This window comes from Planococcus wigleyi (assembly GCF_014836985.1).
Lineage (GTDB): Bacteria > Bacillota > Bacilli > Bacillales_A > Planococcaceae > Planococcus > Planococcus notacanthi.
In genome coordinates this window covers 59,076-82,665 of the sequence record NZ_JACSPU010000004.1, presented here as the reverse complement: position 1 = coordinate 82,665, position 23,590 = coordinate 59,076, and the positions used below count along the sequence as shown (strand labels likewise).

The window sequence follows — 23,590 nt, the reverse complement described above, 5'->3', positions numbered from 1 at the left end:
AGGAATGAATTGAAATCGTACATATAGTTATCAGCTACAGCAAATCAATACGGTTTTATAGGTGTATTTTTATTGGAAAATCGTGAAAAGAGGTGTTTATGGTATGAATATTCAGATAAATGGAATAAAATCAAGGTAATAAATGCGGTTATCCCGTAAGTAAGTGATTCTTTAAATAAAGAAAGCAGGTGAGAAATCGTGAAGGAATTGTGGATCAATCTGCCAGTCAAAGATTTAGAGAGATCCCGGGAGTTTTTCAGTGCGGTTGGGTTTAACGTCATGGAGCCAGGACAAGCCGGCAATGAAATGGTTGGAATGGTCGTCGGGGTTCATCAAGTGCATGTCATGTTGGTTTTGGAGGAGCGGTTTAAAAGCTATTCGCTCAATGCATTAACGGATACCAATCAGTCGACGGAAGCATTGTTTTCAATATCAGTGGATACAAAAGAAGAACTTGATGAGACGATCGGCAAAGTGAAACAAGCAGGCGGATTCGTATTCAGTGAGCCGGCGGAACAGAATGGATTTTACGGTGCAGCATTTGCAGATATGGACGGACACCGATGGAATTTGCTGGTGATGTGACGATTGACGTGTAATCAAAGTTTCATAAAGTTCGTGAGATGATAATTTTCATTTCAATCGTTGTAACTGGATCTGTAGAAACAAAATTTGCTGAAGAATTTTTATGGAAATAAAAAAATTCTTCAGCATACAAATTCAACACGTAAAATTAAAAAGATGTTCAAACATGCGCAGAAAACACACAAAAGCTGAAATCCTTGAAAAAAGCCAAAAACGGCTCGTTTCTATGAAAAAATCCATTTCGTCTCACTGTCATGAGTATACTTAATTAGTGAAACGTTACTTCCGATAATTTATATTATGTCTACTTAAATTGAAATTCAAGAAAAGAGGCTTTTTCGCTACCGGCTCTTCTTCTGTCTTTGCCATCCTTGTACATATTACATAGTCTTTCAAACTTAACGGATCCCACGCATCCATTACTCCAAATATCCCCTATGCAATCATCCGTTGTAAATCAGTTAGCGGTACTCAATGTTGGTATCGCTTGTTTAAACCCGGCAACTTTCAGCACATGCTGCTCAATTGCTCCCAAACATCTACAGGCATACTAACCGCTCATCTAGTCCAGTTGTATCTGTTCCGTTTCAATCTATTTGTTATTGGCACTTGGCGCACGCTGCATCAAATGCTTTTGGCCGTCTGGTTCTTCAGCAATAACAAACGCGTTTTCGCCCTTCACAGAATAAACAGTCGTTCCTGCTTCAAAAACATTGGATTGATTATTTGCTGGGAAAACGTCAGCAGGAACTTTCTTTGTGATTGTCCCTATTATTTTATCCATCTCATAGCCATCGAGCGTTTCTTCCGTGCCTCCATACTCACTGTCATTCATTACGACAATCATCGCGTAGCTTCCGGTTTCTTCGCTGCAAGCAGCTAGCATCAAACTCAGCATGACGATAGAAAAAATTCTCTTCATATACGGCGCCTCCAGACCTTATAGCTCAATATTTTACGAATGTCGTAATGCTAGGCTCTGAAAGATAAAGTCGATGGCTTAATTCGGTCACCCAGTTGTCATGTGTCAATTGATACAAGCCGGATGAGTCCCGGTATGTATGGCTCCCTACATTTATATGGATCGGTTCCGGCCGCTCCAATAGTTTTTGCTTGTATTTGCTGAATCCATGCTGATTAGGGACGCTGTATATTTCCAACACGTCACCTGTTTCCATGTATTTTTCAAGATACAGCAAAAAATCCTCATGTTCCAACCCGTAAGCTTCATACAAATAAGGAAGCGTAAACAATCCTCCGGTTTCTTCAAGCCAATAATCATCTAGGGGTTGAATAGAAAAAGACAGAAACTCCTCTTCTTTTTTAAAGTCAGTTTGGTCTTGCTTGTCCTGCATTTCTTGCGGAATGGCAAATGGCCGTAATGAAGCCAGAAATGCGATGGATGACATATTGGCCACTCTCCTAATTATAAAGGGTTATTTAAAGGCGATTAAAAAAGCACTTTATAAGTATACGGGCGATTGAGTCATCCGTTTCAACGAATCTCTTAGAAACAGCATAAAAAAACACCCAGCCAACTGCTGGATGTTCATTTGAATTATTATTTTATCCCCTGATACGCCGGAGCATTGACGTTTACTTCTTTTTGATCCAACCGGTAACTGATGAACGACAAACCGGATGCAATCAGTGCACAAAGTCCGCCCACCCAGGATAGATGAATCAAACTGCCATGTGCAACGACATATCCGCCGAGTGTCGCTCCCAGTGCAATGCCGATATTGACGGCCACAGGCGTTAAAGACGAAGCGAAGTCTTTGGCAGCCGGAAAATACACCGCCGCCAAATTCATCAAATACAGCTGAATCGTCGCGTTCATGACGTAGATCATGATAGCCATCAATAGGATGCTGACGAGTCCGGCAACCGTCGATTGCATGGTAAAGAACAGCGATCCTAAGATGATGGCTTGAACGATAAAGACAAAGCGCAATTTGCTGATGCCGTTATGGCTGGCAATTTTCCCTGCCAATACATTGCTGAGGATGGAAAACGCGCCGTACGCCAAAAGTATTATGCTGATATACGCTGTCGGAATTCCCAATCCGTCTTCCAGAATCGGTGTGATATAGGTATAGACAGTATAAGTACCCGCAATAGCGAACGCCGGGATAAAGAACGCCAACACCATCCGCGGATTCGTCAGTAATTTCAACTGTTCTTTAGCGGATGCTTTTTCAACCGGCAAGTGTTTCGGGATAATGAAAATGCTGATCACCAGACTGATGACGCCCAAGAGCGCTGTAAACCAGAAAGTCAGCTGCCAATTGCCGAGCTGCCCAATAAACGTCCCTAAAGGCACCCCCAAAACGTTGGCAATGGTGAATCCGGCAAAAATGAGGGCAATGATCGACCCTTTCTTGGCTTCCGGCATGGTGTCGCTTGCGATGCTCATCGATAAGGCAATCAACACACCGCTGACGACGGCTGTTAAGATGCGTGACAAGACCAGGAGTTCATAAGAGCCTGACAAAGCGCTGATGATATTTCCGGTGATAAAAATGATGATGAATAAAAGCATTAATGGATATTTGGGAAACCGGCTGACGTAAGCCGTAAGCAGCGGCGTGCCGATGGCATAGGCTATCGCAAATCCTGAAATCAATGTCCCTGCCGTAGCCAATGTGATATTCAAATCGGTCGAGACTTCTGTCAAAAGCCCAACGATGACAAATTCGCTGGTCCCCATCACAAAGGTCAATAACGTTAAAGTAAATGCCAATACCTTTTGTTTCGTATTCAATAGATTTTTTCGCGCCTGTGCGGCCATAATACAATTCACTCCAATACTTTTTTGTGTGGTGCCCTTCCCTACTCTTAGGTCAAAAAGTCTGGAGTTTAAAATATAGATATATCTAGAATAATCGATATGTAAATCAGTCAGAGATCCGCTTCCAAAAGAATCAAATCTCCTGTTTCACGAACTCTGCAATTTTAGCCAACGTCTCTTCATTGCGTCTGTAATACGTCCACTGCCCATACCGGACAGCTTCCAAAAGCCCTGCTTTTTGCATAAGTGACAAGTAATGCGAGACCGTAGATTGGGACAAGTTCACTTTGTCCTGAATATCCCCAACACAAACCCCACCTTTAATGCTGACCTCCTTCGGCAAATTGGCCTGTTGTTTCGGGAAGTTCTTTTCGGGATCTTTCAGCCACTTCAGTATATCTAAACGGGTCTTGTTCGACAAAGCTTTAAATACGTCTAATTCATTTAAATTATCCATAGCCGCATTGTATATCGATTTAATTCGATATGTCAAACATGGGAACCTACGGAATGTGGATTGTGTATGCTTTGACTTTCTCAAATCAGGCGATTAATAAAAAAACGCCGCCTAAAAGGCAGCGTTGAGTCATTCTATATCTATTCATTATTGGTGAGTGCTTGATGGAGTCCATCTTCATAGCCGTCCAAATACTCAATCTTCCCGATTTTCCCTTCTTCAGGGACAGTGGCACTTCCTTCGAAATTGTAGTCACTCGATTCGCCGTTTCCATCTGTGTACGCTACTTGGAAACTAATATCGTATAGCGTTTCTTCGGCTTCGTTTTGAGTGATTTCAATAGCGGCAGGAATCAACTCATACTCTTGTTCAAAGCCAGAGTACATAAAAGCCGGCGTGGAATTGATAAAGTGATCATAGCCGTTCTCTGTAAAATAAGAGGCATAAGTTTCTTCCATATAGCTCATTAACGCCTGATATTCAGGTGATTCCAAGTAGGCTTCGTAATCATCCATATACTCTTCTGAAACCTGTGCTTCCATCGCTGCATTCAGCAATTCTTTATATTCTTCGTCTGGTCCATTGAATTCCTCTTCAATAACGGATCGGATGGCCTGTTCGTTTTTATCTGCAGCTTCTTTGGCTTCCGCCCCGTTACTTTCTTCAGTATCGCCGGTGGAACATCCCATAAGCAGGAAACTGACAATCAGTAAAACTATAAAACCCGCAACATTCTTCCGAGGTGCTTCTTCGTTCTTTTTAAAAAAATACATAAAATCCCTCCTCATCTAGTTAGTAAAGTTAGGTCTTGGTAATACTACGAATGAAAAGAAAAACAGTTTCAATTTTCTTGCAATTATTTTACAGAGCTGTTAATTCGAGTGGTGAATCAAGAGAAGATGCCGAGCGGAAAAAAGAAAAATCCGCTAATTCAACTGCGAATTAGCGGATGCCCCCAAACACTCTCTAAACAGCTTATTGCCTATGTATTGCTGAAAATCAGGAGTACTATGCCGGTAGTACTCGTTCCAATAGCTGATCATTCTGCAATAACTTCTATAAAACACCTCTTTGTTTTCCAGACAAAAGCACCGAATCCGTTCTGTATCCTGTTCTTTCAAAAAACCATAAACCATTTCCAGTATCTCTACAACGTATTCATCACAGATTTTCACGATATAAGGAATTGCCCACTCTTCATAATCCATTTGCAGCAAGCAGCGCAGATGCTTTTGGCGTACAAAGCCGTTGTCACTTCTTGAATAGATGCAATGCAAGATCATTTGTTGCTGAGGGCTTAACTTGGCGGCCGCTTTATCTGGAATGTCCGTATAGTAGATGCGATAAGGAAACTGAATAACCTTGCCCTTATGAACATAGTGAAGAGGTTCTTGAGGCAGATCGATAGCCACATCTCTATTCGTTTTACTGGCAATCAACCGGGTTACGGCAAGCAGGTCCTCTTTCACTTGTTTAGGAAAGCCCTGATCCAAAATACAAGCTCCTCCCTGCAAACTATAATTTAATTATCAGTTTATCATATATACAGGCTAAGCTTCTTTTCTTCTTTTCCATGCGACCAGGCCTAAAATTCCTTGGATAAAGAAAAAACATGGCACTATCGCTAAGTATTGAAATTCAATTTCATTAGTCAACAGATAATAAATAAAGTAAATTGATAAAAAGATATAGAGGAGGTTTCCGATCAAATCAATCATCTCTAATACCGGCTTCGATTTGCCCATGGCGTAGCACTCCTTTTTAGTTAAACGCTGCTTTTTCTTTTATAGCGTTTTTACTGCTATATAAAAAATGTGCATAGCAAGAAAATCTTCCGATGTTTATATAAAACTAGTATACCTAAGTTTACTGAGTATTAAAATTTTAAATCATAAATATATTTTAAGACGATTTTTGCAAATCAAGATACCTTGCTGTTCCTTATTGACTATCGAAATTGAGCGGCCAAAAAGCCAATAAAAATAGAAGAGCATATACCCTTCTCAGGATACATGCTCTTCTAGGCATTGCTTCGCTTCATATCGCGGATGGCCTGGATAGATAATCGCACCAACAGGATGACACACAAGAACAATCCCGTATAAGCGGCAGTGTTCAAGTAGACGGCGTATTGGGTATTGATGAATTGCGCAATCGCGAGCAAGGCGGCTGACACCAAACCGAAGGTGATGCCCGACATCAGCAGCACGAACCGGGAAAACAGTTGAAGGATGAAATTGGCATTGTGCTTGTCGGAAAACACATCGTGGTGCAGGATGATTTTGCCGGATTCCAGGCGTTGGACCAATTGATCGGCACGTTTCGGCAATCTCATCATTTCTGGAATCAGCAAGGCCAGTTCTTCTTCGATTTTCTGTTTGGTTTCGCGCGGTTCGGTAAAGGGTTTCTTCAATACCGCAGTTTTGTATTTCTTCGCGAAGACCTTGGCTTCCGTGAACATATCAAACTTCGGATCGATGGTATGGAGTGTGCTGTCCAGGCTGATCAGCGAACGCAGCGCCATGCCGACCGATGGATAGAACGCCAAACCGAATTCACGGACGATATCAAACATGGAATGGATCAGTTCTTCCGTCGGGATCTTGTCGACATAGGAAATCTTCAACAGCAATTGCCCGATGGCCTGTTCAAGCTTTTGGCGATCAATCTGGCTGTTGTCTTCCACAAGCGCAGTGATGGCGTCGTAAATGACTTCTGCGTCATTTTGCTGGACACCGATGATGAAGAGGTTCAATCCATCCTGCTGCGGAGCGGCAAGCCGTCCAACAGCACCGAAATCCAGGAGAATCGGCTGTCCGTCTTGTTCATCGATGAAGATATTGCCCGGATGCGGATCGGCATGAAAGATTCCAGAAAACAGCATCTGTTCAAAAAAGGAAAACAGCACCGTCCGACCAAATTCTTTTTGTTCGACATTAAACTGGTCAAAGACGTCTTGTCCTCGGGAAATGCTCTTCCCTTTAAAATACTGCATGACGATTAAGTTGTCATTGCTGTATTCCCGGTAAACATGGGGAATTTTCACCAGGTAATCGCTTTTTTTGAGTGCATTGGCCACTTGAATGGTATTGCGTGTCTCAATCCCGAAATTGATTTCTTCGCGCAGCCCGTTCGCAAAACCGATGGCGAGTTCACGGAAACCGATATTTTCTGCCCATTTCGACTTGCTGGTGACCCATTCGGCGAATTCAACGAGAATGTCTAAATCATTTCGCATGATTCCTTTCACTTCAGGACGCAACAATTTCACCACTACGTCTTCCTGCGTTTTTCGCAAAACAGCCCGATGCACTTGGCCGATGGAACCGGCGGCGAGCGGCTCCATTTGAAATTCTGAGAAGACATCTTCAATACTTGCGGATAAGGAATTCTTCAGAATGTCGGTGACTTGGGCACTGGTCAGGGGTTTGACATCCTGCTGCAGCGTTTCCAGTTCTTCGATGAAGACGGGCGAAAACAGCTCGGTACGGGTGGACAATACCTGCCCGAACTTAATGAAGATTCCGCCGCTTTGTTCCAGCGTATCGCGGAAAGCAATTGCGAAATCCCGGTTGCTTTCCCTGTGGCGTGCATAGCGGATGGTGCGGGAAAATCCATTTCTTACAGCGATTTCAAGTACCTGGCTGAGGCGCTTTTGACGGCGCCACCGATGTCTGAGCCGTTGAATGATGAATTTTTGGCCGGTGATGCGTTCTCCCCGTTCCCCGAGTTCTATTGGATCGAACAATTCGAAAAACAAGTAGAACAGCATCGAAATCAGCAGCATGCTGCCGATCCAGATGATGGCACTCGCGTCTGTAACCGCAAAAGCGATGCTTTCAGTTAAAAAATCCGTATAGCGTAGATATGAATACCAATAGACGAATGTCGTCAAACTGACCCCCAGCAGTACAGAAAGGATCCTTTTCGTAAAATTGACTTTTGAACCCATCAATCGGCCGCTGACATAATAGATGAATAGTGCCACTGCCAGTAATTCCACTAACATAATCAAATAAGTCATGAAGGGCTTGCTCCTCTCGTCCTAAGACTGCAACAGGCAGGCTTTATGCCTTCAGTATACCAAAACTTCACCCAGGGTTCTGCCCTCCTGCCAAAGCAAATCCGGCATGATTCACCATCAGATTTTTGTTTGGACGGGTTCCGGCAGCTGTTGGAGCAGAGCGAGCAACCCGTCTGGATAAAGCGTGGTTTTTTCTCTTGCCAATTCTTCCAGGCTGACCCATTTCGCCAGCGTCATCGTATTTCCTTCCACCACATCAAAGGATTCTTGAAGATCCTGTTCAGCTTCCGCAAATTCCACTTCGTAGATCAGGGAGATTTCATGGAAAACCTTTTTATTTAATGTATAGATATTTTCGAGTACATCCATATACTGGACAATGCGGATGTCTGCATCAATCTCCTCTTGAAACTCCCTTTGCAGCGCCGAAGCAGAAGACTCTCCCATCTCGATTGTGCCGCCCAGCGGCCGGTAAAAAGGGCCGTCTCCTTTTGAATGGCGGACGAATTGCTGTTCCAGGAGAATCGCATTTCCTTTTCTGAGAATGCCTAATGTGTTTGCACGCGGCCGCAGTTGCTGGTTCTTCTTGCTGATATAATCAAAAACGACTGACGTGACAATATGGATGGTGTCCCATTCCCTTTTCGAAAACTGGATGATCGGATACGTTTTTTGAAAAAGCTGTTGATTGATTTCGCCTGGGGTCTGTCCCTTTTCGTAAAGATCGATGATTGCTTGTTGCAACTTTTCCAGATGCTGCAACTTTTGCTCCAGCAAAGCGCGTCCGTTTTCCAAAAATCCGGCATGGCTGCAGAAGACCGATGTGAATGGCAAGGCCAATAAGTTTCGCAATGATGCCAAAATGAGCGGGACCGACTCCGTTTTCATCATGACGCGCGTTTTAGGAGACACGAACAGGTCTCCAGTAAACAGGCGACCCGATTCTTCATGAAACAACGCAACGTGGTCGTCTGCATGCCCGGGTGTATGGATGACCTGCCATTCAAGTGAACGGGAGCGGATGCGTTCACCAAGCGGCAAGGCGTTAAAGGCGCGCCGATTGCCCCAGGTGACTTTTCTGTATTCCGGGTATTCCCCCTCTTCTTCCGTAATCGCCAATCCCAGTGGATGAAGAAAAAATGGAACTTCAACATGTTCCTGAATCCATGCAGCGTTTCCGGTGTGGTCTTCGTGGTGATGCGTTAAGACCACCTGGTCAAATGAATGGTCACTGAAAAATGCCTTTAATTCTTCTTGAAGTTTCTCTGCGCCGGTATCGATCAGCATGCCGTCTACAAGAAAAACAAATACTTTGCTGCGGGTCTCTTCCAAAATTCCTTCTACACACAAAACCTGTTCTTTTTCATAGACCTTGATCATGTTCCAATCCCCCTATGGATGACATGTAGCCATGTTCATTTCCTATATCATACAAATACAACCATCGGCTGTCACGAAAAGCCTTGTTTTTCTGCTATTACTTTGCACGGTTCTTTTAATACATGTTATATCTTGTTTCAGTTGGGGCTATTTATTGATTTTTAGTTTTTTCTTGTAGACGTTTTTGAACTTATATGTTAAATCCTTAAGTAGTTTGTTACATATCTATCAAAAAAGTGCTCTCTTTCTGTTTTTAACATATCGACAGATGAAAGCTCTTTTGTTTCTATTTTGTTTATTCTGCTAAATAAGAAACCGCTCCTGTATGACTGCTGTCATTCGCTTTTAAGATTCCGCCTCTAAAAGGACCCGGTCCATCAATTCTTTTGCCTGCTTTCTGCTGCTGTCGTTCGGATCAAGCTTCAGCAAAGCCCTCCCCGCCAAATTGATACCTGTATTGGAACCACTGTAGACAAATAAGGTTTGTTCATCGCTGATTCTATTTAATGTAAAGCTCATGGATATCCGGAATAGACCGCCTGCCACAAAACTGAGGTCTTTGCGCTTATCATTCGGCAAATCCTCGTAAGCGGTGATTTCCATGACATAGCTGATCAACCGGTTGCCCATTTGGTTTTGCTGCGCATATTTGGAACCCACTTGGTTAGGCGGTCCTTCGATTAATTGGTGTTTCTTCAGCTGTGGCATAATGGTTTGCAGCCGTTCGTCCGAAAACAGTGCCCAGACTTTGTCGATAGAAGCATTAATCACCCGTTGCTCATTCCAATGCACCATTTCCCCGTCCTCCTAGAGTTTCAAAGCCTCGTCCCGCACCCGCTCCATGAACGTCTGGACGGTCTGCTGGCGTCTTTTCTTGCTGCCCGTCAGCAGCATCGCCTTGCCCATTAACCCTTTGCCTTTGTTCGTCCCTTCGTAAATGAACTTTGTCCGGTTTTCACCGTCTTTCAATAGCGTAAACGAATAAAACACATCAAAACTCTGGCCCATCTCAAACTGGGTTTGCTTGAGTTTTTTATCGGGCGTATCTTCATAGCCGACCGTCTCGACAATATAGGTTTGGAGCTGGTTCCCTTCATGGTAGCTTTGGGCATGTTTGGCACCCAACTGGTCATTGTCGTTTTCCAACAGAATATGCTCTTCCACTTTGGGCATCAATTTTTTCACGTTGTCATCCCGGAACAAACTCCATACTTTTTCGATATTGGCATCAATCACCATTTCTTCTTTCCATTTCACCATACCGGTTCCTCCTCAACTGACGTTCTCTCTTTGCCATTATGCCATTCCTTCTGGCAACTTTCACTTTTCGGGTTTAATGTGCCTGCTTGAAATAATCACCAGCAGCTTTATAATAAGGAAAGGAACGGAGTGAAGAAATGAAGACACCAACCATTTTGATTTTATTCATCATCGCCATGCAATTGATCACTTCAGCAAATGCTTTGATTTTTGACGGCATGCTGGGCGATATCGTCTTCTGGTTCAATTCAGCCTTATTCATGGGAGCGATGGCTGTTTACGTCTACCGCATGGACAAAGAAAAAAATACAGCGAAAAAATAAAAAGCAGCAGGACGAAAAATCGTCTTGCTGCTTTTTTAAAAGCTGCCGGCTTAACTGCTGCTCAGCGAGTGTTGAAGATGGCTTACCTGATTGTAATTTTGGATGATCCAATTGTGTTTGTCGAAATGGATATGGCTAAGGCAAGCATTCAACAACCGGGTTTTACCCGAGCCGATTTCACCGTTCGACAATTCACCGAGTATGGCATTGATGACGCCTCCATGGGACACCAGCAGCACACGCTGTTCAGGAAAGCGATCGTTGATGATCTTCAATCCTGCAGCGAGCCGTTCTGCGAAAAGCTCATTGTCTTCCTGGTTGGGATAAAACCGGTTTGGAAATGTCAGCGCACGTTCTTCATAGGTCATTCCTTCAGCGTCCCCAAAATGTTTTTCCGCAAACTGTTCCATTTCAATCAGCGGCAAACCCAGGGTTTCGTTGATGATTTCAGCAGTACGCCGGGCGCGCTGCAGCGGACTCGTGATGATCAAATCCCAATCGGCACCAGTTAAATACGCCCCGCATTGCGCAGCTTGGCGTGCACCTGCTTTATTCAATGGAATATCGGCCGTCCCTTGAATCTTCCCTTGTGCATTCCAGTCCGTTTCCCCGTGCCGAACCAAACATACGGTGGTCATATTTAGTCACCCCTCTAGTCACAGTTGATATTTCTCCATTTTACCATAAACTCAGCCTACGTTCATCAGAAAAGACGAGCCGGCAAACTGTATCGCCCCTTTTACCCCTTCTGCAGATGGTACCCAAGTATTGCCCCATAGTTGTTTCGAGAGATACTGCTGGAAATGCCAAAGGTTCAGTCATCCTATCTTTATTCATTTACATTTATTGCAGTAGTGATCTTTCTAATTTGCTTTCTTTTTCATTGTTTACATGTTTTGAACTTTTTGTGTTTAACCTTATGTAAGTAATTACATTTATAGTTATGAACACCCTCTCGCTTTTGTCTTTGCCCTAATAAAAACCCTCCGCTTCCCGCCAGAGGGTTACTTATAATTCTTTAATCCTTCAATTCGATAACGAAAGTGGTCATATCCTTTATTTTTCCATCTTCTTCGTTACCCAATACGTAAAAGTCACAAAAAGCGTAAATTTTTGGTTTATCCCCGTCGCCTTTCTTGATCATTTTTCCTTTTAGCGCCGCTTCCCTGCCATTAGTCAAAGAAAGTTCAGTCGTACAGTTCATATTGGTATAGCCTTCTTCTACGCCGAATGCCACATCAAGAAACGCTTGCTTGCCTCTGATCGGTTCGGATCCAACGATGGTCCATACTACGTCTTCAGTAATACTTGCTTCAATGAATTCCCGGTCACCTTGAAAGAATGCTTCATTAAATTGGCAGAAAAAATCCGTATCTCTTGCCGTTTTCATTCTTAGCCGCTCCTTCCACTTAACGTTCCTTTCGTATAGTTTCTTGTGTCTTGTCGGCAAGCAGCATGCCTGCGGATGAAATCTTTCCTGGATGGTCATGCGCCAAAACAGTCATTCCCCCTGAAAATGATCCACTGCATATGGTGACTCCTGTCAGTGTCCTGTCAGTGTCCTTTCACCTCTTTCTAATCCATTTTGCCAACCGGCTCCGCCCTGTAGGTGTTATTGTATTATTCAATACCCATTTTGCAGGAGAATCATACGCAAAATCACAGCGTTAAAGCATTTATTTTGCGGAACGGCAACCAAATAAAAAAACCGCTTCAGGACAGAAATCCTGAAGCGGTTAATCATTATGCGGCAACTGCCACACGTTTTTTCAATGCCCCGGCAACAATCGCGGTGACAACAGCACCTATAAGAATTGCAAGGACATACATCAAGATGCTGGCCACGCCGCCGTCGACAAGGCCGATGACGAAGACACCGCCGTGAGGTGCACGAAGCCCGATATCAAACAGCATGACCAAGGCGCCTGTAACAGCCGCTCCGGCCACTGAAGCTGGAATGACACGTGCCGGGTCGGCTGCAGCGAATGGAATGACGCCTTCAGTAATAAAGCAGGCACCAAGGACGTAAGCCGTTTTGCCGGCTTCGCGTTCCGGTTTGGTGAATTTGTTCTTGAACAAAGTTGTGGCAATGGCCATGCCCAGCGGCGGAACCATTCCGGCCGCCATGACCGTCGCCATGAAATTGAAGTTTTGCGCATCCAGCATTGCGATGCCGAATGTATAAGCTGCCTTATTGATGGGACCACCCATATCGATGGCCATCATGCCGCCTAACAACAAGCCGACGAGCACCAGGTTCGTGCCGCCCAGGCTTTCAAGAAACGCTGAAATCGCTGTGTAGACTTTAGTCAGCTGCGGGTTGACGAGCATCATGATGATGCCGGTGATGGCAATCGCAAAGACCGGGTAAAACAGGACCGGTTTCAAGCCTTCTAAGGAGTTCGGCAGTCCGGCAAATACTTTTTTGACCAATAGCGTCACGTAACCGGCCAGGAACCCGGCGATCAATCCGCCAAGGAATCCGGAACCGCCGCTCGCTTCTTCAACACCCGTAACTGTGATGGCAATCAATCCGCCAATCATACCTGGTGCAAATCCGGGACGGTCTGCGATGCTCATGGCGATAAATCCGGCAAGTACCGGAACCATCAGGAAGAAAGCATTGCCGCCGCCGATGGTATTCAGCATAGCCGCGAATTCATTGTATTCAGGACTGTCAGGATTTGACGCGTTGATGCCCCAGAAAAACGAGATGGCAATTAGGATACCGCCTCCGACAACGAACGGCAGCATATTCGATACCCCGTTCATCAAATGCTTATAGAAGCCGCCTTTGGTTTCGCCTGCATCCGCTTCGTCTTTCGACTTGTCATGTTTGTAGGTGGGGGCATCGCCCGTTACGGCGCGGTTCAAAAGAGTATCCGTTTCATAAATGGCTTTGCCGACACCCGTCTGAATAACCGGTTTGCCGTTGAAACGGCTCATTTCCACTTTGGTGTCTGCCGCCACGATGATGGCATCCGCTCCAGCGATGTCTTCATCAGTCAACCGGTTCTTGACGCCGCTCGATCCGTTGGTTTCCACTTTCAAAGCGATGCCCAGCTCTTTCGCGCGTTCGTTGAGTTTTTCTGCAGCCATGTACGTGTGCGCGATCCCTGTCGGACATGCCGTGACGGCCAGGATTTTTTTCTGTGTGCTGTCAGCGGGAATGTTTTCTGCCGCTTCTTCCGGTTCTTCCAGAGAAGCTTCTTTGGCGGAAATCACTTCCAGCACTTCCTGCTTGGACTGGGCTGCCAGGATATTGGTGCGGAACTTGTCATCCATCAGGAAAGTTGCAAGACGGGACAGCGCTTCCAAATGGTCATCATTGGCGCCTTCACTGGCAGCGATCATGAAGAACAGATTTGCTGGCTGGCCGTCGAGCGATTCAAAGTCCAGCCCTTCAGACGAACGGCCAAACGCGATGGCCGGCGATTTGACCGCAGCTGATTTGGCATGCGGAATGGCGATGCCGTCGCCGATGCCCGTTGTGCTTTGGCTCTCGCGCTCCAGGATGGCTGAAATGAATGCGGTTCTATCCGCTAATTTGCCGGCACGTTCCAGTTGGGAAGCCAGTTCTTCAAGCACTTGTTGTTTGGTTGTAGCGGATAGGTTTAGGATAATGGTTTCTTCAGTTAACAGCTGCGTAATTTTCATGGAGTCACACCCTTTTCTTCGAATGGATAAATCTCAACTTGGCCCAACAGGTTTTCAACATCTTCAAAGCGGCAAAGATCGGACCGGAAAGCGGTGGCGGAGCCGCTTGCCACTCCGTATCGGAAAGCTTCCAGTGGATCGCGTTGTGCGGTGTAGGAAGCAATGAACCCCGATACCAGCGAATCACCCGAACCGACGGTGTTGACGACTTGTCCTCGTGGCGCTTTGGCCAGCCAGGCACCGTCTTGGGTTACCATAAGTGCCCCTTCGCCTCCCATGGATACGATGACATGGTCCGTATTTTGGTCCACCAGTTTTTTGGCGTAGCGGAAAGCTTCTGCCACTGTGCTGATTTTCACATCGAACAATTCGCCCAGCTCCTGTTGATTAGGTTTGACCAGAAAGACCGGAGCGGCCAGAAGGCTTTTCAATGCAGGCCCTGAAGTGTCGAGTACAAAATGCACTTGATTGGCTGCACAGATGTTCGCGAGCTCCAGGAAATAAGCCGAATCAATGGAACCGGGCAGGCTGCCGGCTAAAATGAACCAGTCGCCTTCTGCCATCAAACGAACTTTTTCAGTTAACGCATCCAGCTGATCGCCGTTCAATTCAGGGCCAGGCCCGTTCAGTTCGGTTTCCTCGTCCGATTTGATTTTGACGTTGATGCGGGTGATTTCCGAAGTTTGGATAAAATCAGCATCGACCCCTTCATTTTTCAGAAACTCCTCTATATAATGCCCCGTAAAGCCGCCGGCATAGCCGAGTGCTTGATTGGAGACGCCGAGGCGCTTTAAGACGCGGGACACGTTGATGCCTTTTCCTCCCGGGTAATAGTAGACTTCGTCAGAGCGGTTCAGTTTTCCGCTCCTGAATTCGGGTACATATACTGTGTAGTCAATGGATGGTGTAATGGTACAGGTGTAAATCATCGGTCCACAACCTTTACTGTTGTCTTTTTTTCAAGCCCAGCATTGGCTTCTTTGGAAATTTCATCTACAATTAAAGTGGCGCGGTCCAAATCCATAATCTTGGCAAAACTGATTTTATTGGCTTTGGAGTGATCAGCGAGCGCATAGGTTTTTTTGGCCAGGGAACTGGCCAGTTGCTTGACAGCTGCTTCTTCGGGGTCCGGTGTCGTATAGCCGTAATCCGCATGGAATCCATTGATTCCAAGAAAGCAGATGTCGAAGCGGTAGTTCTGCAAAGCTTGGATGGTATGGGAACCGACAAAGGCGCCGGTTCTTGGTTTCATCAACCCGCCGGTCAAGTAAGTGGTGATGCCTTGGTCGTTCAGGGCTTCGACAAGCGTTAGCCCGTTCGTGACGACCACCAGATCCTTGTCTTTCAGAAACGGAATCAGTTGAAAGGTCGTGGTACCCGCATCCAGGAAAACGCTGTCTCCCTGCTGGACAAAAGAAGAAGCAAATTCCGCAATCCTGATTTTTTCATCCAGGAATTGCGTCGATTTGTCTTTGATGCTGGGTTCCAGCAGGTTTTGACCCGGCAGAATCGCTCCGCCGAAAACGCGTTCCAGTTTTCGAGACTGTTCAAGATCCGTCAAATCCCTTCGGATCGTCGATTCTGACGCACCTGTCGATTCCACCAGCTCCTGGATTTTGACGGTCTGTTTTTCATCCAACAGCCGCAAAATGTAGGCATGCCGTTCGTTGGTCAACAAGTAATCACCTTCTTTTTAATAGAGTAAAAGTTCTGTTAAATAGATACTACTTGAAATCGCTTCCACAATCAATCATAATCGTTCATAAGCAATCAAAAACGTACTTCTCTTATGGTTATCCGCTCAAAAACCGTCATGAACGGCATGAACGGTCAGAAGAATGCTAAAAAACGATTGCACTTACAAAAGGAGGAAATCAATCATGGTCGAAAAACAATTCACAATTACAGATGAAGCAGGTATGCACGCACGTCCGGCTTCCGCATTGGTTGGAGCCGTATCAAAATTCAAATCAGACATCACAATCGAACATAAAGGTAAAAAAGTGAACCTTAAATCAATCTTGGGTGTTATGTCGCTAGGCGTTCCTAGTGGTTCAGTAGTCACCATCGCAGCTGATGGAGAAGACGAAAACGAAGCCATTGAGAAAGCAGCAGCCGTCATGCAGTCTGAAGGGATTTCAACCCCATGACAAAAACAATGTCCGGAATTGCAGCATCGAATGGGATAGCCATCGCTAAAGCTTTTCGCTTGGAAAATCCGGTATTGAATGTTGATAAACGGACAGTTTCGGATATCGACAGCGAATTGGAACGAATGACTTCTGCATTGGAAAAATCCATTGCGGAACTGGAAGTGATCCAAAAGAAAACGGCTGAAACGATCAGCGATAAAGAAGCGGCGATTTTCGGTGCCCACTTGCTGGTCTTGAGCGATCCTGAACTGGTCGGACCGATTACAGAACGAATCACCACTGACCACGTCAATGCAGAGTTTGCATTGCAGGAAACTACAGACATGTTCATTTCCATGTTTGAGGCGATGGACAATGATTACATGAAAGAACGCGCTGCGGATATCCGCGACGTCAGAAAACGGGTGTTGGCTCACCTCTTGGGTGTCACCATCCAAAGCCCGAGCATGATTTCCGATGAAGTCATTATCATCGCGGAAGATTTGACGCCTTCTGATACCGTTCAGTTGAATGCCCAGTTCGTCAAAGGTTTTATTACGGACATCGGCGGGCGCACTTCCCACTCGGCAATTCTGGCACGGACGCTGGAAATCCCGGCAGTGGTCGGAGCGAAAACCGCCATGGCGGATATCCAGAACGGCATGACCGTCATTGTGGATGGATTGGATGGAACGATTTTAATCGATCCGGAAGACAGCGTCATCGAAGAATACCAAAACAAGCAAGCGGCTTATGACGAACAAAAAACCGAATGGGCCAAAATGAAGAACGAAGCGACGGTTTCCTCTGACGGCCAGGCCGTTGAAATCGGCGCCAATATCGGAACACCAAAAGACATTGCCGGCGTCCTCGATAATGGCGGCGAAGCAATCGGCTTATACCGCACGGAATTCCTGTATATGGGCCGCGACCAGTTTCCGACGGAAGATGAGCAAGTCGAAGCTTATGCCAGCGTTTTAAAAGGCATGGAAGGCAAACCGACCGTTGTCCGCACCTTGGATATCGGCGGCGACAAAGAGCTGTCTTACTTGGATCTGCCAAAAGAACTCAACCCGTTCCTTGGCTTGCGCGCCATTCGTTTATGCCTGGAAATGCCGGACATGTTCCGTACGCAGCTGCGTGCGTTGCTTCGTGCCAGCGTCCACGGCAACTTGAAAATCATGTTCCCGATGATCGCGACGCTGGATGAATTCCGCGAAGCGAAAGCTTTGTTAGTAGAGGAAAAAGCGAAACTTCAGGCTAAAGGCATTGAAGTAAGTGAGTCAATCGAAGTCGGCATCATGGTTGAAATACCATCAACCGCTGTCATGGCGGATACGTTCGCCAAAGAAGTCGATTTCTTCTCGATCGGCACCAACGATTTGATCCAGTACACCATGGCCGCAGACCGTATGAATGAAAGCGTGTCGTATTTGTACCAGCCATTCAACCCGGCTATCCTGCGCCTGGTGAAAATGGTCATCGACGCTTCTCACCGCGAAGGCAAATGGACCGGCATGTGCGGAGAAATGGCGGGAGACGAAATCGCCATCCCGATTCTTCTCGGCTTAGGCTTGGATGAGTTCTCAATGAGCGCTTCTTCGATTCTAAAAGCACGTTCCCAGATCAGCAAGCTTTCCAAAGCTGAAATGGCACAGCACACAGACCGCATCCTGGCGCTCAGCACTTCCCAGGAAGTTGAAGATTACGTCACCAACCTTTCCAATAACTAAAAACGAGCCGAGGGAAAATTCCCTCAGCTCGTTTTTTTTGAATTAAAATGGATTAGTCGCCCATTGGCTCGATGTCGGAATAAAGATCCGAGGATGCAGCTTCAATTGCGCAACCATATATTCCGCCAGATCCTCTGGATGCATGAATTTCTCTTTTTCCTCATCGGTCTCTCCTTCTTTATACGTCAAATCCGTCACCACACGGCTCGGCGTCAAAGCAAAGACACGGATATTATGTTTGCGGACTTCCTGAGACAATGATTCTGTCATGCCGAGTACACCAAATTTCGAAGCACTGTAGGCGCTCGAACCTGCTGTCCCCCGCAAACCTGAACTGGAAGAAATGTTGATGATGTCTCCCCCGTTCTTCTCTATCAATTGGGGCAGTACCGTCCGAGTGACATAATACATGCCCATCAAGTTCACATCGATGACTCGTTTCCATTCTTCCGGCGCCAACTCCAAAAATGAGCCGTATTTGCCGATGCCGGCATTATTGATCAATATATCGGCTGTTCCAAGTTCATCTGTCAACTTTTCAATGGCGGCTTCCACTTGCTGAAGGTCAGAAACATCTGCCACTGCATAAGCCACACGGCCTCGCAATGACTTGATCTCCGCCGCCAACTTCGTTAAATCCGCTTCTGTGCGGGCGATCAAACCGACGTTGACGCCTTCATTGGCCAAAGCCAGCGCCGTTGCACGTCCAATTCCTTTTCCCGCTCCTGTTATAAAAGCCGTTTTCTCCGTCAGTAATTGCATAGCCCAAACTCCACCTCTCAAAATATGTTCCAGTTGATTTTTATAAAATTCTTTACGGCGAACAAAACAGCTAATCCGTAATCAGTTCGTATTTCCCCTTTACCCTTAATAGGCAAATGAATAAACAGGACCAAAAGAAAAAATATTCCACTTCAAGGGGTTTTTCATTTTGAATAATTCATTCAATTCAATCCCGCCTTTTACGAATAATAAATATTCATCTTTCGACCCTATTGAATAAATTATTCATAAATAGATTTTGAATACATAGAAAGACGCAGAGATCTTTCCCCTGCGTCTTTCTATGATATGAATAATTATTCATCTGTGTAGCATGACAGACTTATTCATTGGAAGCCGAATTTTTTTTGCCTGTTTCGGCTGTGTCTTCGTACTGTTCTTTCTGGCGGTCCTGTTTGTCTTCAGCTTCAAGATCTGGAAACTGCTGTTCAGGGGTTCCGGTGAATTGTTCTTTTTCTTGTTCTTTTTCATCTTTATTTTTTCTATCGTCTTGTGCCATTTGTCTCCACTCCTTTTAGCCATTGTTATTCTTAAGATACCCGCTCTCGGTTTCTTTAATCCCAGGACCGGTTTCTAACCGGCTGTTTTGTTAAACCGAAGCATTCCAAACATAAAAAAACCTGTGCATAAGCACAGGTTCATCGTTGCTGTTTTGCTAATGTATCCAAAATCCCCATGGAACTGACTTGCATATCCAAGCGGATATACGGATAAACTTCGTGGTCGTCCGCTACGTTTTGAGTCCTTAAATAATCTTGAACCCGGTTAAACAACCGTTCAGCGAGTTCTTCAGGCGCCAGTCCTGCAGTGTAGGCGGCTTGACCTTCTTCAACAAATACCTTCAGCCATCTTTCGGATTGGCGAAGTGCAGCTTCGGGTTGATCGGTTTGGCTAAAATGGCCATAGTAGATGGCGTCCAGTTTGGCATTTGACATGCGTTCAATGGCATCTTGCATAGCTTCGGGATTAAATTGATTGGGCGAAGTGGACGGCAGATAAAGATCGATGCCTTCCCTTACCAATTGATCGTAGCGGATGCCCACTGTATCGCCTGCGAAAATTCCGTTGCTGATTGGATCGTATATACTGAAATGGTGATTGGCGTGTCCTGGGGTATCCCAGAATTCAAGCGTACACGCTGCACCAATCTCAAGGCCCTCTCCTTCTGTCTTGATGAGCAGACGGTCTTCTGGAATAGCGACAATCGGAGCAAACAATTGGTCGAACTGTTCTCCGTACACCATCTGTGCACCAGCAATCAGGCGGCTCGGGTCTGACAGGTGCCGTGCACCTTTTGGATGCACCACCACTTGTGCGTTCGGGCAATCCTGAAGCAATAGCCCGGCCCCTCCGGAATGATCCAGATGAACGTGGGTGACGATTATGTATTCGACGTCTTCCAATGTGAAGCCTAAATCAGCCAGCCCTTTTTTGACATGTTTGACTGAAGGGCTTGGCCCGGTATCCACTAGAGTCAAGTGCTCTTCATCAATCACGTAGGTACCGGTGCGTTCCGGCAACCCCAAATCAAATCCATCGATCAAGTACATGCGTTCATTTAAACGAATCGGTTGTTTGTCTGCCACTTTATCCATCCCCTTTGAATTCATTGTCTCTGCTTTTATGAATTACAAGAATATTCTACCATTCATTTTAAAGCTTGGAAGCTTTTTTGGTAAAATCCACCTCTGGGTAGTAAGCGTTTTTCACTAACAGGTTTGGTCCGAGACATTTGACTGCTGGACAATGGCAGGCGATCGAACGGGCTAAAGGACGATCAAGCCAGCTATCGAGCATCGCCGGGAGTGAATCGGTCTGAATGTTGCCCATCGGCGGAGTGTCCCCGAAATCTGTGACGATTACCTCCCCTGTAAAGATGTTGACATTCAGGCGGGAGCGGCCGTCCGGATCGTTGCGCACTGAGACGTTTTTGCTGCTTCGGATGCGTTCTAATAAAGCCAATTGCTCCGTATTGTCGCTGCACGGATAAAAGGGCAATGTACCGAACAGCATCCAGGTGTTATCATCCCGGGTATCCAGCAATTCATGAATGGCCGTCCTGGTTTCCTCTAGTGACAGCACCTCCAAATTTGAAGCGAAATCACTGGGGTACATTGGATGAATCTCATGTCTTGCGCATTTCATTTCTTCAACGATTTGTTTGTGGATAGATGCCAAATGAGGCAAAGTCCGTTTGTTGAGCATGGTTTCTGCCGATACCATCACTCCAGCTTCAGCCAATGCCCGGCTGTTGTCGATCATCCGTTGAAACTGCTCGGCGCGGCGCTCACGAGTCGGCTTGCGTTCCATATGAGCAAATCCGCCATCGACAAAATCATCTACTGTCCCCCAATTATGTGAGATATGCAGCACATCCAAATAAGGGGCGATCAGCATATAACGGTCAAGCGGCATCGTCAGATTTGAGTTCATCTGCGTCCGAACGCCGCGTTCGTTGGCGTACTTAAGTAAAGGCAGCACGTAGCGTTCCACGGATTTTTTTGAAAACATCGGTTCCCCGCCAGTCAAACTGATGGTCCGCAAATGCGGAATTTCATCCAGCCGCGTCAACAGCAATTCAATTGGCAAAGCCTCGGGATCTTTATGTTCCAACATATAGCCAACCGCGCAATGTTCACAGCGCATATTGCATAGATATGTAGTGGTGAATTCAATGCTTGATAGTGTGGGCTTACCGTGCTGTGCAATATCGAGGTAAGCCTCCCATGGGTCATTCAATGGATTCATCGGCTGTCGAGCCTGTAAGTTTTGTGTCATATCCTCAATCTCCTATTCGCTTATTGCGCTATTAAGTATGCGCCTAGCTAGAGAATTTCGCAATACGCCGCTCCGCAACAATAATTTAGCACAACAATTTAAATGGAATTCCTGTCAAGTTTCACAGCTCAATTTTGCATTTCAAAAATATGTTGCGTAAAGTAATCAACAAGAGCCTCATCTATTAAAACTGGAGGTGCACAACTATGTCCCCACAGAAAGAAACTCCATCGCAATGGACAAAAGAACAAGTAAAAGCAACACTTCCCGAAAGAGACCCCAACAGCCACAAAGGCAGCTTCGGCACCGCGTTATTGATTGCCGGCACAAAAGAAATGCCGGGCGCTGCACTTCTTGCAGGACTTGGTGCAATGCGGAGCGGCGTGGGCAAGCTGGTCATTGCGACAGAAGCGGAAGCAATGGCAATGATCGTCCCTCGGCTGCCTGAAGCGACCTATGTGCAGAATGGCATGCAGCGAATTGCCGAACAGCTGGCTTCAGTTGATGCTTACCGGGCAGCGGCAATCGGTCCCGGCACGGAACCGGATCGCATGACTGAAGACGCATTGAGTGTGTTGCTCGAGAGCTCGATGCCACTGATTGTCGATGCCGGCGCGTTGAGCAGACGCACTTACGCTGAGCGCCAGGCACCGGTCATCCTAACGCCGCATCCAGCTGAATTTTCCCGCATTACAGGAGTGGCAGTCGATGAACTTCAAAAACACCGGGCGGATTACGCTGCTGAATGGGCGGAGAAATTAGGCGTTGCCATCGTTTTGAAAGGCCAAAACACGGTGACCGCTTTTCAGGATGGCGAGGTTTGGATAAATCCCACCGGCAACAGTTCATTAGCCAAAGGGGGTACCGGCGACACATTGGCAGGCATAATGCTTGGCATGTTATGCTGCCACAATGACTGGAAACATGCCGTATTGAACGCCGTCCACATGCACGGAGCCTGTGCGGATGAATGGACCAAAACCCGCTCTCCGCACACGCTGCTCGCTCACGAATTGGCAGAGTTGCTGCCGGAAGTCTGGGCCGCATTCGAATCTTAAATTCCATACAAAAGCGGCGAGGAATCAATCTCCTGCCGCTTTTTACTGTTTTATGAAATCGAATGATCTTGTTTGATTTTCTCCAATAGCGCATCACAGCCGTCACTGACGAGCCCAAATGTCTCTTCAAAATCTCCCGTAAAATAAGGGTCTGGTACATCTTTTAAGTGATCGGTCAAATCCAGGAAGCGCAGAATTTTCGGATGGTCGGGCTGGCCCAGCATTGAGCGGATGTCTTCAATATTCGTTTGGTCCATCCCGACGATATAGTCAAAACCGTCAAAATCGTCCGTTTGCAATTGGCGCCCTTTCAAACCTGTAGCGGAAATGCCGTTAGCTTCCAGGATTTTCAGTGTTCCCGGATGTGGTCTTCTGCCGATATGCCAATCGCCCGTTCCCGCTGAATCCACTTGCACTTTCCCACTCAGCCCCGACCGCTCCAGCCGATTTTTAAAAACGGCTTCAGCCATAGGCGAACGGCAAATATTGCCCAAGCACACAAACAATACACGAATCATCTAATCCCCTCCTAATTGCGTATAGCTCTCGTGAAAGCCATTCATGTTCTGCTATTGTATCATCCATCCCACTCCTCCAGCAGCATTCGACGGCTGACCAGAAAGGAAGAA

26 protein-coding genes are annotated in these 23,590 nt (G+C 46.1%); 5 read left to right on the top strand and 21 right to left on the bottom strand.

The window, feature by feature from the left end; genetic code table 11:
• The first annotated feature begins 198 nt into the window (after window positions 1-198).
• Window positions 199-585 carry a VOC family protein gene (locus H9630_RS11780; RefSeq protein WP_191715685.1) on the top strand — a complete coding sequence of 129 codons (387 nt, stop codon included), beginning with the start codon at window positions 199-201 and terminating at the stop codon, window positions 583-585.
• Window positions 586-1,177: 592 nt separating this feature from the next.
• Here H9630_RS11780 and H9630_RS11775 read toward each other — a convergent pair.
• The 11 genes from H9630_RS11775 to H9630_RS11725 all read right to left on the bottom strand — a co-directional run bounded on the left by H9630_RS11775 (window position 1,178) and on the right by H9630_RS11725 (window position 10,497).
• The gene (locus H9630_RS11775; protein WP_191715684.1) at window positions 1,178-1,507 is read right to left on the bottom strand and encodes a hypothetical protein; all 330 of its coding nucleotides are present in this window, start codon (window positions 1,505-1,507) and stop codon (window positions 1,178-1,180) included.
• Between the two features lie 25 nt (window positions 1,508-1,532).
• Complete coding sequence (locus H9630_RS11770) at window positions 1,533-1,994, bottom strand: hypothetical protein (protein ID WP_191715683.1); 462 nt, start codon at window positions 1,992-1,994, stop codon at window positions 1,533-1,535.
• A 152-nt stretch (window positions 1,995-2,146) separates the two neighbouring features.
• On the bottom strand, window positions 2,147-3,376 hold the full coding sequence (locus H9630_RS11765; protein WP_191715682.1) for an MFS transporter: 1,230 nt from the start codon (window positions 3,374-3,376) through the stop codon (window positions 2,147-2,149).
• A gap of 133 nt (window positions 3,377-3,509) precedes the next feature.
• Entirely contained in the window at window positions 3,510-3,833 is a 324-nt protein-coding gene (locus H9630_RS11760; RefSeq protein WP_191716045.1) for an ArsR/SmtB family transcription factor, read from the bottom strand.
• 140 nt (window positions 3,834-3,973) lie between these two features.
• Window positions 3,974-4,606 (bottom strand): hypothetical protein, encoded by a 633-nt coding sequence (locus tag H9630_RS11755; protein WP_191715681.1) that lies wholly within the window; start codon window positions 4,604-4,606, stop codon window positions 3,974-3,976.
• A gap of 153 nt (window positions 4,607-4,759) precedes the next feature.
• The gene (locus tag H9630_RS11750) at window positions 4,760-5,326 is read right to left on the bottom strand and encodes a hypothetical protein (protein ID WP_225218527.1); all 567 of its coding nucleotides are present in this window, start codon (window positions 5,324-5,326) and stop codon (window positions 4,760-4,762) included.
• A gap of 57 nt (window positions 5,327-5,383) precedes the next feature.
• Window positions 5,384-5,578: a hypothetical protein gene (locus H9630_RS11745; RefSeq protein WP_191715680.1), complete on the bottom strand. Its 195-nt coding sequence runs from the start codon at window positions 5,576-5,578 to the stop codon at window positions 5,384-5,386.
• A gap of 275 nt (window positions 5,579-5,853) precedes the next feature.
• On the bottom strand, window positions 5,854-7,857 hold the full coding sequence (locus H9630_RS11740; RefSeq protein WP_191715679.1) for an ABC1 kinase family protein: 2,004 nt from the start codon (window positions 7,855-7,857) through the stop codon (window positions 5,854-5,856).
• A gap of 117 nt (window positions 7,858-7,974) precedes the next feature.
• On the bottom strand, window positions 7,975-9,237 hold the full coding sequence (locus H9630_RS11735; RefSeq protein WP_191715678.1) for an MBL fold metallo-hydrolase: 1,263 nt from the start codon (window positions 9,235-9,237) through the stop codon (window positions 7,975-7,977).
• 345 nt (window positions 9,238-9,582) lie between these two features.
• A complete protein-coding gene (locus H9630_RS11730; RefSeq protein WP_191715677.1) occupies window positions 9,583-10,032 on the bottom strand; it encodes an SRPBCC family protein in 450 nt (149 codons plus the stop codon).
• Window positions 10,033-10,044: 12 nt separating this feature from the next.
• A complete protein-coding gene (locus H9630_RS11725) occupies window positions 10,045-10,497 on the bottom strand; it encodes an SRPBCC family protein (protein WP_191715676.1) in 453 nt (150 codons plus the stop codon).
• Between the two features lie 137 nt (window positions 10,498-10,634).
• Here H9630_RS11725 and H9630_RS11720 point away from each other — a divergent pair, with 137 nt between their 5' ends.
• Window positions 10,635-10,820, top strand: coding sequence for a hypothetical protein (locus H9630_RS11720; RefSeq protein WP_191715675.1), 186 nt, complete (start codon window positions 10,635-10,637; stop codon window positions 10,818-10,820).
• A gap of 50 nt (window positions 10,821-10,870) precedes the next feature.
• Here the strand turns inward: H9630_RS11720 and H9630_RS11715 are convergent, their stop codons facing one another.
• From H9630_RS11715 to H9630_RS11695, 5 genes are all read right to left on the bottom strand, one after another.
• Complete coding sequence (locus tag H9630_RS11715) at window positions 10,871-11,458, bottom strand: histidine phosphatase family protein (protein ID WP_191715674.1); 588 nt, start codon at window positions 11,456-11,458, stop codon at window positions 10,871-10,873.
• Between the two features lie 380 nt (window positions 11,459-11,838).
• Window positions 11,839-12,210, bottom strand: coding sequence for a nuclear transport factor 2 family protein (locus H9630_RS11710; protein WP_191715673.1), 372 nt, complete (start codon window positions 12,208-12,210; stop codon window positions 11,839-11,841).
• A 353-nt stretch (window positions 12,211-12,563) separates the two neighbouring features.
• A complete protein-coding gene (locus tag H9630_RS11705) occupies window positions 12,564-14,477 on the bottom strand; it encodes a PTS fructose transporter subunit IIABC (RefSeq protein ID WP_191715672.1) in 1,914 nt (637 codons plus the stop codon).
• Window positions 14,474-15,406 (bottom strand): 1-phosphofructokinase, encoded by a 933-nt coding sequence (pfkB, locus tag H9630_RS11700; protein WP_191715671.1) that lies wholly within the window; start codon window positions 15,404-15,406, stop codon window positions 14,474-14,476. The genes H9630_RS11705 and pfkB overlap by 4 nt, the downstream gene beginning before the upstream one ends.
• Complete coding sequence (locus H9630_RS11695) at window positions 15,403-16,155, bottom strand: DeoR/GlpR family DNA-binding transcription regulator (RefSeq protein ID WP_191715670.1); 753 nt, start codon at window positions 16,153-16,155, stop codon at window positions 15,403-15,405. Before H9630_RS11695 ends, pfkB begins: the two co-directional genes overlap by 4 nt.
• 202 nt (window positions 16,156-16,357) lie before the next feature.
• Between H9630_RS11695 and H9630_RS11690 the strand changes: the two genes are divergently transcribed.
• Complete coding sequence (locus H9630_RS11690; RefSeq protein WP_191715669.1) at window positions 16,358-16,627, top strand: phosphocarrier protein HPr; 270 nt, start codon at window positions 16,358-16,360, stop codon at window positions 16,625-16,627.
• Window positions 16,624-18,342, top strand: coding sequence for a phosphoenolpyruvate--protein phosphotransferase (gene ptsP / locus H9630_RS11685; RefSeq protein ID WP_191715668.1), 1,719 nt, complete (start codon window positions 16,624-16,626; stop codon window positions 18,340-18,342). Before H9630_RS11690 ends, ptsP begins: the two co-directional genes overlap by 4 nt.
• 42 nt (window positions 18,343-18,384) lie before the next feature.
• Here the strand turns inward: ptsP and H9630_RS11680 are convergent, their stop codons facing one another.
• The 4 genes from H9630_RS11680 to yfkAB form a co-directional block, all read right to left on the bottom strand.
• The gene (locus H9630_RS11680) at window positions 18,385-19,104 is read right to left on the bottom strand and encodes a 3-ketoacyl-ACP reductase (RefSeq protein WP_191715667.1); all 720 of its coding nucleotides are present in this window, start codon (window positions 19,102-19,104) and stop codon (window positions 18,385-18,387) included.
• Between the two features lie 343 nt (window positions 19,105-19,447).
• Entirely contained in the window at window positions 19,448-19,624 is a 177-nt protein-coding gene (locus tag H9630_RS11675) for a hypothetical protein (RefSeq protein WP_191715666.1), read from the bottom strand.
• A gap of 139 nt (window positions 19,625-19,763) precedes the next feature.
• Window positions 19,764-20,711, bottom strand: coding sequence for an MBL fold metallo-hydrolase (locus H9630_RS11670; protein ID WP_191715665.1), 948 nt, complete (start codon window positions 20,709-20,711; stop codon window positions 19,764-19,766).
• Between the two features lie 67 nt (window positions 20,712-20,778).
• The gene (yfkAB, locus tag H9630_RS11665; RefSeq protein ID WP_191715664.1) at window positions 20,779-21,903 is read right to left on the bottom strand and encodes a radical SAM/CxCxxxxC motif protein YfkAB; all 1,125 of its coding nucleotides are present in this window, start codon (window positions 21,901-21,903) and stop codon (window positions 20,779-20,781) included.
• Window positions 21,904-22,109: 206 nt separating this feature from the next.
• Here yfkAB and H9630_RS11660 point away from each other — a divergent pair, with 206 nt between their 5' ends.
• Window positions 22,110-22,961, top strand: coding sequence for an NAD(P)H-hydrate dehydratase (locus tag H9630_RS11660; RefSeq protein WP_191715663.1), 852 nt, complete (start codon window positions 22,110-22,112; stop codon window positions 22,959-22,961).
• A gap of 50 nt (window positions 22,962-23,011) precedes the next feature.
• Here the strand turns inward: H9630_RS11660 and H9630_RS11655 are convergent, their stop codons facing one another.
• Window positions 23,012-23,479: a low molecular weight protein-tyrosine-phosphatase gene (locus H9630_RS11655; protein WP_191715662.1), complete on the bottom strand. Its 468-nt coding sequence runs from the start codon at window positions 23,477-23,479 to the stop codon at window positions 23,012-23,014.
• Window positions 23,480-23,590 lie beyond the last annotated feature (111 nt).

What these genes read in the sequence shown, in the direction of transcription:
- H9630_RS11775 (WP_191715684.1), bottom strand. Translation starts at nt 1,507, where the DNA reads ATGAAGAGAATTTTTTCTATCGTCATGCTGAGTTTGATGCTAGCTGCT.
- H9630_RS11770 (WP_191715683.1), bottom strand. Translation starts at nt 1,994, where the DNA reads ATGTCATCCATCGCATTTCTGGCTTCATTACGGCCATTTGCCATTCCG.
- H9630_RS11765 (WP_191715682.1), bottom strand. Translation starts at nt 3,376, where the DNA reads ATGGCCGCACAGGCGCGAAAAAATCTATTGAATACGAAACAAAAGGTA.
- H9630_RS11760 (WP_191716045.1), bottom strand. Translation starts at nt 3,833, where the DNA reads ATGGATAATTTAAATGAATTAGACGTATTTAAAGCTTTGTCGAACAAG.
- H9630_RS11755 (WP_191715681.1), bottom strand. Translation starts at nt 4,606, where the DNA reads ATGTATTTTTTTAAAAAGAACGAAGAAGCACCTCGGAAGAATGTTGCG.
- H9630_RS11745 (WP_191715680.1), bottom strand. Translation starts at nt 5,578, where the DNA reads ATGGGCAAATCGAAGCCGGTATTAGAGATGATTGATTTGATCGGAAAC.
- H9630_RS11740 (WP_191715679.1), bottom strand. Translation starts at nt 7,857, where the DNA reads ATGACTTATTTGATTATGTTAGTGGAATTACTGGCAGTGGCACTATTC.
- H9630_RS11735 (WP_191715678.1), bottom strand. Translation starts at nt 9,237, where the DNA reads ATGATCAAGGTCTATGAAAAAGAACAGGTTTTGTGTGTAGAAGGAATT.
- H9630_RS11730 (WP_191715677.1), bottom strand. Translation starts at nt 10,032, where the DNA reads ATGGTGCATTGGAATGAGCAACGGGTGATTAATGCTTCTATCGACAAA.
- H9630_RS11725 (WP_191715676.1), bottom strand. Translation starts at nt 10,497, where the DNA reads ATGGTGAAATGGAAAGAAGAAATGGTGATTGATGCCAATATCGAAAAA.
- H9630_RS11720 (WP_191715675.1), top strand. Translation starts at nt 10,635, where the DNA reads ATGAAGACACCAACCATTTTGATTTTATTCATCATCGCCATGCAATTG.
- H9630_RS11715 (WP_191715674.1), bottom strand. Translation starts at nt 11,458, where the DNA reads ATGACCACCGTATGTTTGGTTCGGCACGGGGAAACGGACTGGAATGCA.
- H9630_RS11710 (WP_191715673.1), bottom strand. Translation starts at nt 12,210, where the DNA reads ATGAAAACGGCAAGAGATACGGATTTTTTCTGCCAATTTAATGAAGCA.
- H9630_RS11705 (WP_191715672.1), bottom strand. Translation starts at nt 14,477, where the DNA reads ATGAAAATTACGCAGCTGTTAACTGAAGAAACCATTATCCTAAACCTA.
- pfkB (WP_191715671.1), bottom strand. Translation starts at nt 15,406, where the DNA reads ATGATTTACACCTGTACCATTACACCATCCATTGACTACACAGTATAT.
- H9630_RS11690 (WP_191715669.1), top strand. Translation starts at nt 16,358, where the DNA reads ATGGTCGAAAAACAATTCACAATTACAGATGAAGCAGGTATGCACGCA.
- ptsP (WP_191715668.1), top strand. Translation starts at nt 16,624, where the DNA reads ATGACAAAAACAATGTCCGGAATTGCAGCATCGAATGGGATAGCCATC.
- H9630_RS11680 (WP_191715667.1), bottom strand. Translation starts at nt 19,104, where the DNA reads ATGCAATTACTGACGGAGAAAACGGCTTTTATAACAGGAGCGGGAAAA.
- H9630_RS11675 (WP_191715666.1), bottom strand. Translation starts at nt 19,624, where the DNA reads ATGGCACAAGACGATAGAAAAAATAAAGATGAAAAAGAACAAGAAAAA.
- yfkAB (WP_191715664.1), bottom strand. Translation starts at nt 21,903, where the DNA reads ATGACACAAAACTTACAGGCTCGACAGCCGATGAATCCATTGAATGAC.
- H9630_RS11660 (WP_191715663.1), top strand. Translation starts at nt 22,110, where the DNA reads ATGTCCCCACAGAAAGAAACTCCATCGCAATGGACAAAAGAACAAGTA.
- H9630_RS11655 (WP_191715662.1), bottom strand. Translation starts at nt 23,479, where the DNA reads ATGATTCGTGTATTGTTTGTGTGCTTGGGCAATATTTGCCGTTCGCCT.